The 17,625-nt window shown below is 72.6% G+C and carries 13 protein-coding genes and 1 riboswitch; of the genes, 4 read left to right on the forward strand and 9 right to left on the reverse strand.

Going from position 1 to position 17,625, the window contains the following annotated elements; translation table 11 throughout:
- Window positions 1–360 precede the first annotated feature (360 nt).
- On the reverse strand, window positions 361–639 hold the full coding sequence (locus tag ACFXKZ_RS12440) for a MoaD/ThiS family protein (RefSeq protein ID WP_379999337.1): 279 nt from the start codon (window positions 637–639) through the stop codon (window positions 361–363).
- Window positions 636–1,910: a threonine synthase gene (gene thrC / locus ACFXKZ_RS12445; protein ID WP_379999340.1), complete on the reverse strand. Its 1,275-nt coding sequence runs from the start codon at window positions 1,908–1,910 to the stop codon at window positions 636–638. The genes ACFXKZ_RS12440 and thrC overlap by 4 nt, the downstream gene beginning before the upstream one ends.
- Window positions 1,911–1,926: 16 nt before the next feature.
- A riboswitch (SAM riboswitch) is annotated at window positions 1,927–2,080 on the reverse strand.
- Window positions 2,081–2,272: 192 nt separating this feature from the next.
- Here thrC and ACFXKZ_RS12450 point away from each other — a divergent pair.
- On the forward strand, window positions 2,273–3,250 hold the full coding sequence (locus tag ACFXKZ_RS12450) for a glucosyl-3-phosphoglycerate synthase (protein ID WP_379999343.1): 978 nt from the start codon (window positions 2,273–2,275) through the stop codon (window positions 3,248–3,250).
- Between the two features lie 215 nt (window positions 3,251–3,465).
- Window positions 3,466–4,947, forward strand: coding sequence for a trehalose-6-phosphate synthase (locus ACFXKZ_RS12455; protein ID WP_379999345.1), 1,482 nt, complete (start codon window positions 3,466–3,468; stop codon window positions 4,945–4,947).
- A gap of 96 nt (window positions 4,948–5,043) precedes the next feature.
- On the opposite strand, the gene ACFXKZ_RS12460 is transcribed toward ACFXKZ_RS12455, so the two are convergent.
- The 4 genes from ACFXKZ_RS12460 to ACFXKZ_RS12475 all read right to left on the reverse strand — a co-directional run bounded on the left by ACFXKZ_RS12460 (window position 5,044) and on the right by ACFXKZ_RS12475 (window position 10,718).
- Entirely contained in the window at window positions 5,044–6,210 is a 1,167-nt protein-coding gene (locus tag ACFXKZ_RS12460; RefSeq protein ID WP_379999347.1) for a hypothetical protein, read from the reverse strand.
- Between the two features lie 42 nt (window positions 6,211–6,252).
- Window positions 6,253–7,269: a DUF916 domain-containing protein gene (locus tag ACFXKZ_RS12465; RefSeq protein ID WP_379999349.1), complete on the reverse strand. Its 1,017-nt coding sequence runs from the start codon at window positions 7,267–7,269 to the stop codon at window positions 6,253–6,255.
- Window positions 7,270–8,066: 797 nt separating this feature from the next.
- Window positions 8,067–9,458: a hypothetical protein gene (locus ACFXKZ_RS12470; RefSeq protein WP_379999352.1), complete on the reverse strand. Its 1,392-nt coding sequence runs from the start codon at window positions 9,456–9,458 to the stop codon at window positions 8,067–8,069.
- Window positions 9,459–9,647: 189 nt separating this feature from the next.
- Entirely contained in the window at window positions 9,648–10,718 is a 1,071-nt protein-coding gene (locus ACFXKZ_RS12475; protein ID WP_379999354.1) for a hypothetical protein, read from the reverse strand.
- A gap of 406 nt (window positions 10,719–11,124) precedes the next feature.
- On the opposite strand from ACFXKZ_RS12475, the gene ACFXKZ_RS12480 reads away from it, so the two are divergent.
- Window positions 11,125–13,542, forward strand: coding sequence for a helicase-associated domain-containing protein (locus tag ACFXKZ_RS12480; protein WP_379999356.1), 2,418 nt, complete (start codon window positions 11,125–11,127; stop codon window positions 13,540–13,542).
- A gap of 39 nt (window positions 13,543–13,581) precedes the next feature.
- On the opposite strand, the gene ACFXKZ_RS12485 is transcribed toward ACFXKZ_RS12480, so the two are convergent.
- Both ACFXKZ_RS12485 and ACFXKZ_RS12490 read right to left on the reverse strand, forming a co-directional pair.
- Window positions 13,582–14,427: a hypothetical protein gene (locus ACFXKZ_RS12485; protein ID WP_379999358.1), complete on the reverse strand. Its 846-nt coding sequence runs from the start codon at window positions 14,425–14,427 to the stop codon at window positions 13,582–13,584.
- A complete protein-coding gene (locus ACFXKZ_RS12490) occupies window positions 14,424–15,308 on the reverse strand; it encodes an ABC transporter ATP-binding protein (RefSeq protein WP_379999360.1) in 885 nt (294 codons plus the stop codon). Before ACFXKZ_RS12490 ends, ACFXKZ_RS12485 begins: the two co-directional genes overlap by 4 nt.
- A 293-nt stretch (window positions 15,309–15,601) precedes the next feature.
- Here ACFXKZ_RS12490 and ACFXKZ_RS12495 point away from each other — a divergent pair, with 293 nt between their 5' ends.
- Window positions 15,602–17,248, forward strand: coding sequence for a DNA repair helicase XPB (locus tag ACFXKZ_RS12495; RefSeq protein ID WP_379999362.1), 1,647 nt, complete (start codon window positions 15,602–15,604; stop codon window positions 17,246–17,248).
- Between the two features lie 40 nt (window positions 17,249–17,288).
- On the opposite strand, the gene ACFXKZ_RS12500 is transcribed toward ACFXKZ_RS12495, so the two are convergent.
- Window positions 17,289–17,498 carry a hypothetical protein gene (locus ACFXKZ_RS12500; protein ID WP_379999364.1) on the reverse strand — a complete coding sequence of 70 codons (210 nt, stop codon included), beginning with the start codon at window positions 17,496–17,498 and terminating at the stop codon, window positions 17,289–17,291.
- Between the last annotated feature and the right edge of the window lie 127 nt (window positions 17,499–17,625).

Genomic DNA, 17,625 nt, shown 5'->3' on the forward strand with positions numbered 1-17,625 from the left:
TCCAGAAGGACCCGGCCCTCTGCTACGACCGCGGCTGAATGTATCCGGACGGATGCCCGGAGCAACAGGTCAATCGGACGAGAATTCCCGAGCGAATAAAACTCGCATTCTTCGCGAGTCTTAGAAAAAGCCGTATTTCAATCCACCAGGAAAACGACTTTCCGCACATATCGGATGTGATCCCGACCACGGGTTTACCGACGCGCCGCCGCCAAAGACGGGAAATGGAGCCGGTTAAACCCGGGTTACGCACAACCTTCGGCAGGAACGAAGAAATCCGCCGCGCGGTGCTCGCGCGGCGGATTTCCCGGTTCCGTTTCGTGCCCGATCGAGGAAGATCGGGACGCTCGGCCTATCGCGTCAGCAACCCCCGGCGACCGCCGGGATGATCGAAACGGTGCCCTTGTCGGGGATCGCCGTGGCGAGCCCGTCGGCGAAGCGCACGTCCTCGTCCTCCACGTACAGATTCACAAAGCGACGCAGCTTGCCCTCGTCGTCGAGGATGCGCGCGCGAATTCCGGTGTGGGCCTTTTCCAGCGAGTCCAGGACCTCGGCGAGCGTGGTGCCCTCGGCGGACACCTCCGCCGCCCCGCCCGTGTAGGTGCGCAGGATGGTCGGGATGCGAACGGAGACGCTCATGCGAGGCCGGCCTTTCGGAAGGAGTCCAGGGTGGGTCGAATGGTCGCGGTGGGTCCGGTCGTCGGCGTGACCGCGTCCAACGTCTTGAGGCCGTCGCCCGTGTTGAGCACGACCGTCTCGGCGTCCGGGTCCAGCGCGCCGGACTCGAGCAGCTTGCGCAGGCAGCCCACGGTGACCCCGCCCGCGGTCTCGCCGAAGATGCCCTCGGTACGCGCGAGCAGCTTCATCGCCTCGACCACCTCGACGTCGTTCACGTCCTCCACCGCGCCGCCCGTGCGCTTGCACACGTCGAGCACGTAGGGGCCGTCGGCAGGGTTGCCGATCGCGAGCGACTTGGCGATCGTGTCCGGCCGCACCGGGCGGATCACGTCGTGCCCGGCCTTCCACGCGGCGGCCACCGGGGAGCACCCCGTCGCCTGGGCGCCGAAGATCTTGTACGGCGCGTCCTCGACCAGACCCAGCGCGATCAACTCGCGAAAGCCCTTGTCGATCTTGGTCAGCTGCGACCCCGACGCGATGGGAATGACGATCTGCTCCGGCAGTTTCCAGCCGAGTTGTTCCGCGATCTCGTAGGCCAGCGTCTTGGAACCCTCGCCGTAGTAGGGCCGCAGGTTGACGTTGACGAAGCCCCAGCTCTCGCCGGCCGGGTCGCCGATCAGCTCCGAACAGAATCGGTTGACCTCGTCGTAGGTCCCCTCGATGGCGACCAGCTCGCCGCCGTAGACCGCCGCCGTGACGACCTTGCCGGCCTCCAGGTCGGACGGGATGAACACACAGCTGCGCAGACCCACCCGGGCGGCGGCGGCACCCACCGCGCCGGCCAGGTTGCCGGTGGACGAGCAGGACAGCGTGGTGAAGCCGAAGGTGCGCGCGGCCTCGACCGCGATCGCCACCACGCGGTCCTTGAAGGAGTGCGTCGGGTTCCCGGAGTCGTCCTTGACGTGCAGGTTGCGCACGCCCAGCTCGCGGCCCAGGTTCTCGGCCCGCACGAGCTTGGTGAAGCCGGGGTTCAGGCTGGGCCGGGACGCGACGTCCGCGGACACCGGCAGCAGCGGCGCGTAGCGCCAGATGTTGTGCGGCCCGGCCTCGATCCGCTCCCGCGTCACGGTGCCGAACTCGTAGGCGACCTCCAGGGGGCCGAAACAGGACTCGCAGGCGTACTTCGGGCCGAGCTCCGTGCGCTCTCCGCACTCGCGACACGACAGCGCGACGGCCGGACCGAAGGAGGTGGGGATGGCGCTGGTGGTGCGGGTGGCGGTGGGTGTCGCCATGGCGAGGGCCTTTCTGTCCTCATCTTTACCCGTGGGGTCCCACGGGCCGGACTTGGCACCTGTCCGACTCGTCGGCCGCTCGCTCGCGCCGAAAGCGCGTCACGAGGAATGACGATCGGATGGTTGCCGGGGCTTCAACGGGCCGTTCCCTCTGCCCCTCTGGATGAGCTGCTATGGCGGTGGACACACCCTTCGCCGGGTGGCCGGTCCGCGTTTGTCCGGTCCGACGTGCGATCGTCGTAACCGGTGACGACGACTGTAACCGAACCGGTGCCGCGTCGATCATCCGGTCCACCTCGCGAGACGATAAAGGGTGGAACGACCGAGGCCGGAACACCGGCGACGACAGGGGATCTTCGAACGTGACGCACGAGGTGGGCGACTGGCTCCGACGGCGGTCCTCCGCCGCCGCCGACTGGCCCGTCGACAGGCTTCTCGACGCCAAACGCGACACCCGGGTCAGCGTCGTCCTGCCCGCGTTGAACGAGGCGGCGACCGTCGGCGACATCGTCAAGGTGATCCGGACCGAGCTGGTCGAGCGGGTACCGCTGGTGAACGAGCTGGTGGTGGTCGACTCCGGCTCCACCGACGACACCGCGCGGGTGGCCGCCGACGCGGGCGCGCGGGTGGTGCACCGCGACGACATCCTGCCCGCGCTCCCGGCCGTGCGTGGCAAGGGCGAGGTGTTGTGGCGCTCGCTCCTGGTCACCGACGGCGACATCGTCGCGTTCGTGGACGCCGACCTGAAGGACTTCTCGGCGGACTTCGTCACCGGGATCCTCGGCCCGCTGCTCACCGACCCCTCGGTCCAGCTGGTCAAGGCCATGTACGACCGGCCGCTGGAGATCGGCGACACGATCGTGCCCGCCGGCGGCGGCCGGGTCACCGAATTGGTCGCCCGCCCCCTGCTCAACCTGCACTGGCCCGAACTGGCCGGCTTCGTGCAGCCGCTCGGCGGCGAATACGCGGCCCGCCGCACACTGCTCGAACAACTGCCCTTCCCGTGCGGCTACGGCATCGAGACCGCGATGCTCGTGGACACCCTGCGCCTGGTCGGCCTGGACGCGATGGCCCAGGTGGACGTCGGTGTGCGGCGGCACAACCACCAGGACGAGGCGGGCCTGGGGCGGATGGCGGCGGAGATACTCCAGGCCGTCGAGCGCCGACTGCGCCGCGGCCCCGCCGGCGCACACCCGGCCGCGCCGAACACCGTGCTGACCCAGTTCGAACGGGACGAGGCGGGCTTTCGCGTACGCACCCACGACATCGCCGCCCGGGAGCGACCGCCGATGGCCACGGTGCCCGAGTACCGGGCACGAACCCGCCTGGTCGGGCGCTGACCCCCGGCCCGGGGGTTTTCCCGGCGTTCGGCCCAGGTTTCCCCGGCGTTCGGCCCGGGTTTCCGCCTCGGTGGCCCGGGGTCCGCCGATGCCCGAGAGGCACAATCCGACTACGTGTGGTAGTGGTCGGTGGGCGTGATACTCGCCACACCGTTCGAACCGAGGGCACGGTCGGCCCGGGTTTGCGCACCGGGATGCGTGGCTAGGGTCGGGGCATGAGTGCTCCCCCTCCCGCCACCCCCTCTCCCGCCGGGGTGCTGGTCGCCTCCAACCGCGGTCCCGTCTCCTTCTCCCTGGAGGACGACGGCACGCTCACGGTGCGGCGCGGCGGCGGCGGACTGGTGTCCGGCCTGTCCACCGCCGGGCAGGGCACCGGCGCCGTGTGGGTCTGCTCCGCGCTCGGCGAGCCCGACCGCACCGCGACCCGCGCCGCGCCCTCGGGCCGGCTGGATCTCGCCGGTCACGACACCGGCGGGCTGGCCGTGCGGATGCTCGACATCGACCCCGGCACCTTCGCGCGGGCGTACAACGCCATAGCGAACTCGACCCTGTGGTTCGTCCACCACCTGCTCTACGACACCCCCTCCAAGCCGGTCTTCGACGCGCGCTTCCGCAAGGAGTGGGCCTCCTACGAGGCGTACAACCAGGCGTTCGCCGAGGCCCTGGCGGAGGAGGCGGCCGAGGGCGCGAAGGTCGTCGTACAGGACTACCACCTGACCCTGGTGCCGGTACTGCTCCGCCGACTGCGTCCCGACCTGCGGATCGGCCACTTCGCGCACACCCCCTGGGCGCCGCCGGACTACTTCCGGCTGCTGCCCGACGACATCGCCCGCTACGTGCTCGAAGGGGTGCTCGGCGCGGACCACGCCGGATTCCATTCCCGGCGCTGGGCGCTGGCGTTCCTGGACTGCTGCGCCGACGTGCTGGGCGCCGAGGTGGACCGGGACGCGATGACCGTCACGCACGCGGGCCACGTGACCGAGATCGGCGTACACGCGCTGGGCGCCGACGCCGAGTTTCTGCGCGAGCGCGCGTCCCGGGCCGACGTGGACACCCGCCTCGCCGGGCTGCGCGAGGCGGTCGGCGACCGTCGGGTGATCGTCCGGGTGGACCGTACGGAGTTGTCCAAGAACATCGTCCGGGGCCTGCTGGCCTACCGCGAACTGCTGCGCACCCGACCGGAATGGCTCGGCCGGGTGGTGCACGTGGCGTTCGCCTATCCGTCGCGGCACGACCTGCCGGAGTACCGCGAGTACACCGCCGCGGTGCAGCGGGTGGCCAAGGAGATCGACGACGAGTTCGGCACCGACGACTGGCAGCCGCTGATCCTGCACGTCAACGACGACTTCCCGCGCTCGCTCGCGGCGTATCGGCTGGCCGACGTCGCGCTGGTGAATCCGATCCGGGACGGGATGAACCTGGTCGCCAAGGAGGTGCCGGTGGTCTCCCTCCTGGACGAGGGACACGGGGGTTGCGCGCTGGTGCTCTCGCGCGAGGCGGGCGCGTGCGAGGAGTTGGGCGAGGACGCGATCGTGGTCAACCCGTTCGATGTCTCGCAGACCACCGAGGCGCTGCACGAGGCGCTGACGATGGACACCACCGACCGGCTCCAGCGCACCAAGCGGCTGGCCGCAGCGGCGGTGGCGCTCAACCCGCAGCAGTGGTTCTTGGAGCAACTGGACGCGTTGGACGTCTGACCGGGTGGGTGACCGGGCGGCCATATGCCTGTCGAACCGCGCGGTTCGACAGGCATATGGCGGTGGACTCGGTGCTCGGTGCTCGGGGTTCGATGCTCAGGCCGCGGTCGGCGCGGCGGCGCGGCGTCGGCGCGTGGTCACCACCGCGACCGTGCCGGCGGCGACCAGGGCCGCGCCGACGGTGCCCGCGGCGGCGAGGCCGGCCGGGCCGGTGAGCGCCAGGTTGCCGCCACCGGACGTGCCGCCCGAGCCGCCGGTGGATCCCGCGGCCCCGCCGGCTCCGCCCGAGGTGCCGGCCGACGTGCTGCCCATGCTCGCCGAACCGGTGGTGCCTGCGCCGGTGGTGCCCGCGCTCGTCCCGGCGGTCGTGGTCGAGCCGTCCTTGAAGGCGACCTTCACGAAGGCGTCCTGGCTGCGGTCGGGGGAGCCGTGCGCGGCCATGGTCAGCACGTAGCACGCGGTCTTGAGGCAGTCGACGTCCTTGCCCGCGCCGTTCTTGTACGCGGCCTTGACGTCGGTGAGCGTGACCGAGAACGTGCCGTCCGGGTCGACCCCGTCCGCGCCGTATGCCTTGATCCACTTCGAGGCGCCGTAGTTGCCCGCGTTGGTGGTCCAGTCGGCCTCCTTCGGGCCGAACACCACGTAGATCCCGTTACCGCTGCCGGCCGCGTAGCCGGAGCCCTTGACGGTGATCGAGGCGCCCGCCGGGTCCAGGCCGGTGCTCGGAGACACGGTCAGCTTCACCCCACCGGCGGCCCGAGGGGCCGCGGCCGGTGCGGCCTGTGCCGCCGTGGCCGCGCGCAACGATCGGGGTGCCGCGGCGGTCGGCGCGGGCGCGGCGAAGGTCAGCCCGACCCTCGCGGTGGCCCCACCCTCGGCCCCGACCCGGACCTCGAACGCCGGGGCGTCCGGGGCGAATCCGGTGCCGACCACGAGCGGGGTCGCGACGAAGCCGTTGCCGTCGGCGGTGAGCACGCGGCTGCCCTTGGAGTCGACGGTGTCGCCGCCGTACAGCGCGACGGTGACCTTCGCGCCGGGGGCGAAGCCGCGAGCGGTCACGGTGATCTCGTCGCCGCCCGAGGCCAGTTCGGCGCCGCGCGAGACGGTCGCGGTGGGGGCGGCCGACGGGGTGGTGGTCGATGGCGTCGAGGTCGACGGGGCCGCGCCGACGGCCGGCGCGGCCAGGATGCCGGCGGCGGTCAGGCCGAAGGCGGCGGCTGCGGTGAGCATGCGCCGAGCGGGCGGAGTGTGCGGGGTGAACATGGCGGCTCCTGAAGGGATTTCGGGCAACGCGACGGCGGGTCGTCAGCCGGTCGGGTCGGCGGTGGCTTCGGTGCGGGTGTCGGCGGGGTTGCCGGCCTCGGTGGTCGCCGCGCCCTCGGCGGCGGCGCGTCCGCGGCGCCGGACGACCCGAACGATCCGGCCGATCAGCGCGCCGAGCAGCAGCACGATCGCGCCGAGGAGCAACCACGGCGGCGCCCATATGGCGGTCGACTTGCCGGCCGCGGTCGCCGGATCACCCGTCACCTTCACGTCGGCGGTGAGGCGCCCGGCCGGGACGACGCCGGCGAAGCGCTGGACCACCTCGTGCGTGGCCCCGGGCAACAACTCGGGCAGCGTGGTGTGCTTGGGGCCGCCGAGTCGCCGGCCGCCGAGGCCGGAGATCGTGGTCTGCGCCCGGGCGGTGGTCCGTACGTTGCCGGTGTTGCGGACCCGGTAGCGCACCACCGCCTCGGCGCCGCCGAACATCGCGAGCGGGTTGTCGTAGGACAGTCGCAGGTCCTCGATCGCCAGCCCCGGCAGCGCGGGACCGTCCACGCGCAGGTACACCCGCGCGCCGACCCGCCGGTCCACGTCGAACCGCTGCTCGCCGGGCCCGGTCGCGGCGGCCTTGATCGAGGCGACGATGGCGCCGGTGTGATCGCCGGGCGTGGCGCCCACCGGGACGGTCAGCCGGAAGGGGATGTCCGCGCGCTTGCCCGGCGCGATCGTGTACGACTCGGCGTCGAAACCGATCCACGAGCCGACGTCCCGGGGCTGCTCGGCGCCGGTCAGCAGGGTCATCCCGCCGTCCACGGCGAGCACCGCGTCGGTGGCGTAGACCCGCAGGGTCAGCGGCTCGGCGCCGAAGTTGGACACGCCGACCACGTCGACCAGGGTCTGGCCCGGGGCGGCGGTGAGCACGAAGTGGTCCCGGCTGCCTGCTGGTTGCACGCCCCAGGTGAACTCGTCGGCGGCTCGGGCGGGGGTGGCCGGGAGGAGGACGAGCGCGACGAGGGCGATCAGGACGGCGGAGAGGGCACGAAGCGGGGCGGCGGGCATTGCGGGGCTCCCGGGGCGGCTTTGCTGCGGGGTGGGTGGCACGGTGGGTCGAGTGGTCGGAGTCGGATGTGTGGTGAGCGGATCCGCGCACCGGCGGCGGAGCGCAGCGGAGCCGCAACCCACTGCGCAACCGGTGGAGCACAGCGGAGCCGGAATTCGGTAGGCGCCGCGCAGCGGCAACGCCCCCCTCCCGCGCGCCGACGGAGCGAAGCGGAGGAGAAGCCACTTCACAACTGAGCCGACGGTTCGTGGACTCATCAAGGGCTCGGACGGAGGGTTTTAGGTAACCGGAGTCGGGACGTGAGCAGGTCGGGTAACCGGAGTCGCGACACGAGCAAAGGGCGGAGCCAGAGTCGTGTCCGCAGCGTTGCTTCTTTTGGGCGCTTCGCGCCGGCTCGCGAGGGGCTGCGCGCCCCTCCGCTTCGCTCCGGGTCACCCAGCCCGAGTTCTGCGGCTCCGCCGCTCTCCGCGCTGCGCGCGTCGATCCCGCGGGCGGCCCGGGTCGTGGGCGCTGACGCGCCACGGGGGTGCGCGTCCCTTGCCGCGATGGCTCGCGGGGCCCGGTCGGGCCGAGGACGACGCCTGTAAAACCGCACCCTTCGAGGTGAACGCAACGGGTGGAGCGGGTGGGTAACCGGCCAATCCGGGCCGCGATGGGTCGCGGGGCCCCGTCGGGTCGGGGACGGGGCCTGTAGAACCGCAGCCTTCGGGGTGAACGCAACGGGTGGAGCGGGTGGGTAAAACCGGCCCGGGACGGGCGGCGCCGAGGGCGTTGGGGCCCGCCCGGGCCGGGGTGGTCAGATGAGCGTGAGCGTGAGTGTGCCCGTGTACGTGCCGGGGACGGTCGTGCCGGGGACGCCGAGTTTGAGGGTGCCACCGCATTCGAAGGAGCCCGCACCGGCGCCGGCCGCCGACGCGCACAACGTGCGTGCCCGGCCGAGACCCGTGCCCGGGTCGGCCGGAGCGCCCGGGGTCACCGAGGCGGTGGCGCCGCCGGTGGGGAGCGTGCCGGTGACCGACTTGGCGGTGGGGGTCCAGCCGAGGTTGTCGCCGACGATTCGGCCGCCGGCCGAGGTCAGGTCACTGGCCTGGCCGGTGAGCGTCCATCCGGCGTTGGTGCCGCGCGCGTCGGAGACGGTGAGCGGGTTGAGCGCGCCGCCGGTGAAGGTGTCCTTGCCGTTGAGGGTGACGCCCGGGAGCGCGACGTCGGTGCCGCCGACGCCCAGGGTCAGCGGGCCGCCCCGCACGTCGGTGGTGATCACCTGGTAGCCGGTGCCGGGGCCCGGGTTGGTCGGGGCCTTGAACGCGACCGGGACGAAGGTGTCCTGGCTGCGGTCCGGCGAGCCGTGGGCGGCGAAGGCTACGACGTGGCAGGTGGTGACGGCACAGTCGTACTCGACGCCGTCCTTGTTCCGGTACTTGGCCTTCATGCCGTCGAGCGTCAGCGAGAAGCTGCCGTCGGCGTTCAGCTTGGCCTGGCCCGGCGAGTTGCCCGGGGTGGTGCGCACCCACTTGGTCGCCTGGTACGGCGCGGGGTTGGTGTTCCAGTCGCTGCCCTTGGGGCCGAACGCGACGTAGACGCCGTTGCCGCCGTCGCGGACCGGGTCGAAACCGGTGCCGGTGACGGTGAAGTTCTGGCCGTCGGGGTTCGCGCCCGCGGCCGGGGTCACCGTGAGCTTGGGCGCCGGCGGCGGGGTGGTGTTCTTGAACGCGACCGGCGTGAAGGTGTCCTGGCTGCGGTCGGTCATGCTCGCACCATGCGCGGCGAAGGTGACGACGCGGCACTCCTGCTTGAGGCAGTCCACCTCCTTGCCGTTGCCGTCGGTGTACTTCGCCTTGACATCGAGCGTGGTGGTGAAGGCGCCGTCGGCGCTCATCTTGCTGCCGGCGACCCACGCCTGGGCGCCGTACGCGCTCGCGTTGGTGTAGTAGTCGTCGATCTTCGGGCCGAACAGGACGTAGACCCCGTTGCCGGAGTTGCGGGTCTTGTCGAAACCGGTGCCGGTCACGGTGATCGTCGCGCCGTCGGGATCGATGTCGACGGCGGGCGACACGCTCACCGCCGGGGTTGTGGCGGCCCGCGCGGGCGAGGCGAGGCTCACGCCGGCCACGGCCAGGGCGCCGGTCGCGCCGATCGCTCCCCAGCGGATCAGGCGGCTCGCGGGCCTGTGCCGCGTTCCGTTGGTCATCCTTGGCTCCTCATCTGGCAGTGTGCACAGGGCGGCGCCCGGACCTATTAGCGGTAGGTCCGGGCGCCGCCTTGTGCAGATGAGGTAAGGCTAACCTAATTAATGGAATCGTAAAGAGCGGAAATCCCGCTCCCGGCGGCGGAGTACGTCACACCGGGGGCGGGTCGCGACACGGGCCCGTCCCCGCGTCTACGTGGTGAGTCGGCGCCGGTTCAGCCGCCACAGCAGGTACAACGACGCGGCGATCGCGGCGACCCGGACCATCGCCGGTACCAACTCGCCGAACCGGTCCCAGGCCTCGTCCCGGGTCAGATCGGTGCCCAGGTGCCCGGTGGCCCGCAGCCACATCCCGATGGCGAAGGCGAGCGCCGTCGTGCCGGGGATGTAGAACGCGGCGAACCGCCGTTCCTTGAGCGACCACGCGGCTGCGGTGAAGACCACGAGCAGGCCGAGCACCACCACCACGGTCGAGGCGACGATCGCCCCGACCGTCATCAGCGCGATCGCGAACACCTCGCGCAGTTGGGTGCGCAGCGCGCCCGGGCCGCCGAACACACCCATGACCGGGGTGGGTTCGGTCAGCGAGGCGTCGTCCCAGCCGGCCGAGGGGTCCGAGGCCACGCCGATCGGATACGCCGGCGCGTGCAGCGAGCCGTCGCCGTACATGTCGGGGGTCGGCCGCTCCGGCATGTCGCCCTCCGGGGGCGAACGCCACCACAGCGGCTCCTCCTCCGGATCCGCGGGCGCGGCGGGCTTGGTCGTCGTGCCGCCACCGCCACCGCCACCGCCACCGGCCGCGGTCTCGGCGAGTGTGGGCGGACCACCCTCGGGCGAGACCCGGGGCGCGGGCGGCGTGGGCGGGGAAGGCGCGGGCGCGGGCGCTGCCGGCGGCGGCCGAGACGGATCCCGTATGGCCGGAATCGGCGTGGCGTCGGCGCGGAAGCCCATCTGGCGGGCCACCGTCGCATGCCGCGACCCCCGCATCGACATCGCGCCGACCCCGTCCTCGGCGCCGCTGTCGCGCAGGTCGCCGAGCCGGTACAACTCCTGGCCGACCACCGCTTCCGGCGTGCCGAGCCGATCGAGGATGACCTGTACCGCGCCGGGGTTGTGCGCGTTCAGCCGCTCGCGCTCACTGTTGATCTGGCTGCGCAGCCGCTCCACGAGCCGGGCCCGGTCGGCGGGGCGGAGTTTGCGCTGGGCCGCGTCACCGACCTCGCCCAGGTATTGCAGAACCAGATGATCGCTCTCGAAGTTCACGCCCCCACCTCACCCCCGCCGAAGGTTCGTCTGCGTCGGTGCCGCGCCCGCCGCGTCATGCGTCGGTAAAGCGACAACTCAGCGTAGGGGTGCGGGCGTAGCGGAGCGAGAGGTTGGCGGAAATGGTGATCGTAAGGGTGCGCGCCGCGGCTTTCGCGGCTCGATCCGGGCCCGTGATCGGAGTCGCGGTCGGCGTCCGCGCCCCGGGTCCGGGAGCCCGTACCACTCATGGTCCGCGGTCGTGCCGGACCGGGTGCCGGTCGGGCGTTCGGGCCGCGCGAGCGGGGTTCGCGCAGGCGCCCGCGACCGGCTCCGGCGGCCCGATCCGGGGCGATCGCGCGCCGACCGGGCACTCGGATTCCGGGAGCGGTGATCGCCGGCGGGCGGACCGTCTAACGTTGATGGGATGACCACAGCTGCGTCGCCCACCCGTGCCGAGGCGGATCGGGCCGCCGAGTCCGGCCCCCGGACGCTCGCCGAGGATCTGCGCGGACGCACCGACGCGGACCTCGGCGCGTTGTTGCGCGCCCGGCCGGACCTGACCACCCCGGTCCCGGTGGACCTGACCCAGCTCGCCACCCGGGCCACCACCCGGGCCTCGATCGCGCGCGCCCTGGAGCGCCTGGACCGGTTCACCCTCCAGGTCGTCGACGCCGCGGTGGTGCTGCCCGACGGCTTCGCCGTGTCCCGGCTGCACACGCTGATCGGCACCGCCCCGGACGAGGTCGGGCGGGCCGTGGCCGCGCTGCGCGAGCAGGCCCTGCTGTGGGGGCCCGACAACGCGCTGCGGGTGGTGCGTACGGTGCGCGACCTGGTCGGCGCGAGCCCGGCGGGCCTGGGTCCGACGCTGGCCGGCGCGCTCGCCGCGACGGCGCCGTCCCGGCTTCAGGACGTGCTCGCCGACCTCGGTCTGGGCTCCACCCACGACGCGGTCTCCGCGATCGCCGCGATCACCGACCTGTGCACCGACCGGGCGCGCCTGGACGCGCTGCTCGGCCAGGCCCCGGAGGCCGCCCGCGAGGTGTTGGACAAGCTGGTCTGGGGTCCGCCCACGGGCAGTGTGCGCGGCGCCGACCGGCCGGTGCGCGCCGACGCGGCCCGCACCCCTGTGGAGTGGCTGCTCGCCCGGGCCCTGCTCGTGCCCGCCGGACCGGACGCGGTGGTGCTGCCCCGCGAGGTCGCGCTGCATCTGCGCGGCGGCCGGGTGCACCGGACGCCGCTGCCCACACCCCCCGAGCTGCCGGTGCGTGCATACGATCCACAGGCTGTGGACGACCTGGCGGCCGGCTCCGCGTTCACCGCGGTGCGGCGGGTCGAGGACCTGCTCGAAGCATGGAGCGCCGGCGGCCCGCCCGTGCTGCGCGCCGGCGGCCTGGGCATGCGCGACTTCAAGCGCGCGGCGGTACAGCTGGACGTGCCCGAGGCCGAGGTCGCGCTGTGGCTGGAGGTGGCCTACGCGATGGGCCTGGTCGCGGGCGACGGCGAACCCGACGAGCAGTGGCTGCCCACCCCCGCGTACGACACCTGGCGGCGCACCCCGGTGGGCACCCGGTGGGCCGCGCTGGCCGGCACCTGGCTGGAGACCACCCGGGTGCCCGCCCTGGTCGGTACCCGCGACGACAAGGACCGCCCGGTCGGCGCGCTGGGCACCCAGGTCGACCGGACCGCCGCGCCCGAGGTGCGCCGCCGGATCCTGGCCACGCTCGCCGCACTGCCCCCGGGCGCGGCCACCGACGCCGACTCGCTGCTCGCCCACCTGACCTGGCACCAGCCGATCCGGGCCGCGCGCCTGCCCGAGGCGCTGTTCCGGGCCATGCTCGTGGAAGCCGAACTGCTCGGGATCACCGGCCGCGGCGCGTTCGCCGACTACGCCCGCCCGCTCGTCGAGGGCCGGGTCTACGAGGCCGGCGACGCGCTGACCCCGCTGCTCCCGGAGCCGCTGGACCACGTCCTGCTTCAGGCCGACCTGACCGCCGTGGCCCCGGGCCCGCTGGTGATGGACCTCGCGCACGAGTTGCACCTGGCCGCCGACGTGGAATCCACCGGCGGGGCGACCGTGTACCGCTTCACCGAGGAGTCGGTGCGCCGCGCGCTCGACGCCGGCCGCACCGCGACCGACCTGCACCACCTGCTCGCCACCCACTCGCGCACTCCCGTGCCGCAACCGCTGAGCTACCTCGTGGACGACGTCGCCCGCCGGCACGGCCGGATCCGGGTCGGCACCGCCGCCGCCTTCCTGCGCTGCGACGACGACGCGCTGCTCGGCGAACTGCTCGCCGATCGCCGCGCCGCCGGGCTGCGCCTGCGTCGCCTGGCCCCCACGGTGCTCGCGGCCGAGTCCGCGCCCGACACGGTCCTGGAGAAGTTGCGCGCGATGGGCCTGGCCCCGGTCGCCGAATCGGCCACCGGCGACCTGGTACTGACCCGCCCGGACACCAGACGCACCCCACCCCGTTCGGCCCCGCCCCGCGTCGCGGGCGAACCGCCGACCCCGACGGAGGCCCTGCTGGTCGCGGCGGTGACCGCGATCCGCGCGGGCGACTCCGCCGCCACCAGCCGCGCCGACACCACCCCCGAACGCGACGGCGAACCGGTCGAACTCCCGCGCACCTCCGCCGCCGAAACCCTTCTGGCGCTCCAGGCCGCGCACGCCGACCGCCGCGCGGTGTGGATCGGCCACGTCACCCGCGAGGGCCGGGCCACCCAGCACATCGTGATCCCGCTACGCCTGGAGGGTGGCTACGTCACCGCCCACGAACAGGCCACCGGCGAAATCCACACCTACCCCCTGCACCGCATCACCGGCGTTGCCGAGGTGGCCTGAGCCGGACGGCCCCAAGGCCCCAAGGCCCCCGTCCGGTCCTCACATCTCCCGCCGCCCGATGCGCCACACCGCGAGCCACACGCACAGCCCGGAGATCAGCAGCGCCATCGCAAGGCTGTTCGTGTACTCGCCGGCGGAGTGTCCGCGCAGCAGTTCGATCGGGGCGGTGCTCAACTCGGTGGGCTGCCAGGACCGCAACGGCCGCCACAGCGACGCGAGCGGCATCAGGATGACGACGACCAGCCCCGCGCCGAAGATCGCCACCGGCCGGCGCAGCAGCGCGGCCATCCCGGCGACCACGCTGACCTGTACGACCGTGCCCATCAGCCCGTAGAACGCCCCGTAGAGCACGGAGCGCGCGGACAACGAACCGAACATCCAGTGCACCTGAGCCCACGCGATCAACATGCCCAGCACGTAGGCGATCGCCACCGCCGTCAGGGTCACCGTGTAGCGGGGCAGCACCAGATCGCGCGCGTGGTGCATGCGGGTGCGATGGAACGCGGCCAGGCCCGCTCGATGGTCCACCGCGAGCGCGCTGGCCATCAGCGCCAGACCGACCAGGAGCCCGACCTGGGCGGTGCCGTACACGTACACCGCCATCCCGCTGTCGGCCCGCATCCCGGTCGCCGGCGGCACGCCTTCGATCCGCAGCGCCTCCAGGATCTGGTCGCGGTGCCGGGCGAACACCGGGCCGACCAGCCCCACGCCCGGATAGGCCACCAGGAGCAACAACCACCGCCGGGTACGGGTCAGCCGCAGCCACTCCAGCCGCCACAACCCCAGCCGGCGCGGCCCGCGCGGGACCCGGTCGGGCGCGGCGACCACCGCCGGCACCGTCGGCGCCGACGACGCGGGCGCCTGGACGGCCCCCGAGCGCGTCATCGCGGACCTCCGGTGATGGACAGGAATGCCGCCTCCAGGTCCGACTCCTCGGGCGCGACCGACACCACCCGCGCCGAGCAGCGACTGAGCACCTCGGCCAGATGCCGCTCGCCCGCCTCCAGCGAACGCGCCTCCACCCGGAACAGCCCCGGTCGCATCGACGATACGCGCGCCACCCAGTTCTCCGCCGCGAACGCGCGCAGCAGGTCGGTTCCCCCGCCGCGCACCCGCACCAGCCAACTCGGTCGCATGTGCGTGTCCACGAGTTCGGCGGTCGAGCCCTGATACAGCAGCCGACCCGCGCGCACCACGCCGACGTGATCGCACACCCGCTGTACATCGGCCAGGATGTGACTGGAGAAGACCACCGTGGTGTGCTCGCGCAAACTCGCCACCAGGTCCAGCACATCGGCTCGACCTCGCGGGTCCAGGGCCGAGGTGGGCTCGTCCAGGATCAGCAGTTGGGGGTCCGCGACCAGGGCCGCGGCCAGTCCCAGGCGCAATGTCATGCCGCGCGAGAGCGAGCCGGCCTTACGATCGCCGCAACCGGACAGGCCGGTGCGGTGCAGCGCGACCTTCACCTTCTCCCGGGGCAACCGTCGATCGACGAGATTTCCGGCCAACTCGACCACCTCGGACGCGGTCAACCACGGTTCGAACTCGGGCACATCCGTCGACACCGCGACCCGGCGCCGATCGACACCGAACACCACCTCGCCCGAGTCGGCCCGCCGGGTGCCGCCCATGATCGACAACAGCGTGGTCTTGCCCGCGCCGTTGGGTCCCACCAGGCCGTACACGCAGCCGCGCGGCACCGTCAGATCGATCCCGAAGATCCCGGTGCCACCGCCGTAATCCCTGGTCAGGGCGCGCGTGAGCACGGCGGGACCAGTCGGTTCGCCGGCGTGCTCGGGGGTCTCGACGGCGGTGCGACCGGGACGGGGAGCCCGATCGTCGGAGGCCGACGACATTGGTTGCGCCATCAAGTATCCAGGGTAGGTAGGCCGGCCGGTTTGTGTGTTCCTCCGTAAGGATGGGTCTCGCGCTCCTCCCTGGGCAGTACGGGCCCCGAACCCTGCTCCCGACGGGGACGAGGGCCGTTCGGAACACGCGCACACCGCGAATGGTTGACACTTGTTGGTCCCGTCCCCTCCACCCGCGGAAAGGTTGGCCCGTGCCCGACGGCCCCCTGATCGTCCAGTCCGACAAGACCCTGCTTCTCGAAGTCGGGCACGAGGCCGCCGCCGAGTGCCGCCGGGCCATTGCGCCGTTCGCCGAGCTGGAGCGCGCCCCCGAGCACGTGCACACCTACCGACTGACCCCGCTGGGCCTGTGGAACGCGCGCGCCGCGGGCCACGACGCCGAGCAGGTCGTGGACGTACTGCTGCGGCACTCGCGCTACCCCGTGCCCAACGCGCTCCTGGTGGACGTCGCCGACACGATGGGCCGCTACGGGCGCCTGCAGCTGTCCAGGCACCCCACCCACGGCCTGGTGCTGACCACCACCGACCGGGCGGTGTTGGAGGAGGTGCTGCGCAGCAAGAAGATGGCGCCGCTGGTCGGGGTCCGGGTCGACCCGGACACCGTGATCGTGCACCCCTCCGAGCGCGGCCAGATCAAGCAGGTGCTGCTCAAGCTCGGCTGGCCCGCCGAGGACTTCGCGGGTTACGTGGACGGCGAGGCGCACCCGATCGAGCTGGCCGAGAACGGCTGGAGCCTGCGCGCCTACCAGCAGGAGGCGGTCGAGGGCTTTTGGCACGGCGGCTCGGGCGTGGTGGTGCTGCCGTGCGGCGCGGGCAAGACGCTGGTCGGCGCGGCGGCGATGGCGACCGCGAAGGCGACCACGCTGATCCTGGTGACCAACACGGTTTCGGCCCGCCAGTGGAAGTCCGAGCTGGTCAAGCGCACCTCGCTGACCGAGGACGAGATCGGCGAGTACAGCGGTACCCGCAAGGAGATCCGGCCGGTGACCATCGCCACCTACCAGGTGGTGACCACGCGGCGAAAGGGCGTGTATCCGCACCTGGAGCTGTTCGACTCCAGGGACTGGGGTCTGATCGTCTACGACGAGGTCCACCTGCTGCCCGCCCCCATCTTCCGGTTCACCGCCGACCTGCAGGCCCGGCGCCGGCTCGGTCTGACCGCGACGCTGGTGCGCGAGGACGGCCGCGAGGGCGACGTGTTCTCGCTGATCGGTCCCAAGCGCTACGACGCGCCGTGGAAGGAGATCGAGAACCAGGGATACATCGCGCCGGCCGACTGCGTCGAGGTCCGGGTGACCCTGACCGAGACGGAACGCCTGGCGTACGCGACCGCCGAGCCCGAGGAGCGCTACCGGTTCTGCGCGACCACCGCGAGCAAGACCCGCGTGGTCAAGGACCTGGTCGAGCGGCACCGCGGCGAGCAGACCCTGGTGATCGGCCAGTACATCGACCAACTCGACGAGCTGGGCGAGGTGTTGGACGCGCCGGTGATCAAGGGCGAGACCACCAACAAGGAACGCGAGCGGTTGTTCGACGCGTTTCGCACCGGCGCCGTGCAGGCGCTCGTGGTCAGCAAGGTGGCGAACTTCTCGATCGACCTGCCCGACGCCACGGTGGCGATCCAGGTGTCCGGGTCGTTCGGCTCGCGGCAGGAGGAGGCCCAGCGACTCGGTCGGGTGTTGCGGCCCAAGGCCGACGGCCGGGGCGCGCGGTTCTACTCGGTGGTCGCCCGGGACACCATCGACCAGGACTTCGCGGCGCACCGGCAACGGTTCCTCGCCGAACAGGGCTACGCGTACCGGATCGTCGACTCCGACGACGTGGACACCCAGATGTAGCGGACGACGGCGGCGACGCCGGGGGCGGTCCGGCGCGCGGTCACGGCACCGCGTGCCGGCCGAGCAGGGTGACCCGCACCGCGGTGCTCGTGAGGATCCACGTGCCGCGCGCGATCCGCGCGCTCGTGTGCGCGGGCCTGCGCAGCCGGGCGCGGACCAGGTCGGCGAACGGGATCGCGGCGGGGGCCGAGCCGCGCAGCGCGGGAATCCGCAGGGAACCGTGGGCGGGGAGATGCGTCATCGTGCTCATGTTCTCGACGCTACGACGCCCGACACGACGGACGCGTCAGCATCCGGGCGCCCGCTGCGCTACCTCTTGTGGGTGACCATCCCTTAGGGGTGGACCGTCCGGCCGACCCGCTCGGATCGGGGGGCGG

Source organism: Embleya sp. NPDC059237, assembly GCF_042754105.1.
Classification (GTDB): domain Bacteria; phylum Actinomycetota; class Actinomycetes; order Streptomycetales; family Streptomycetaceae; genus Embleya.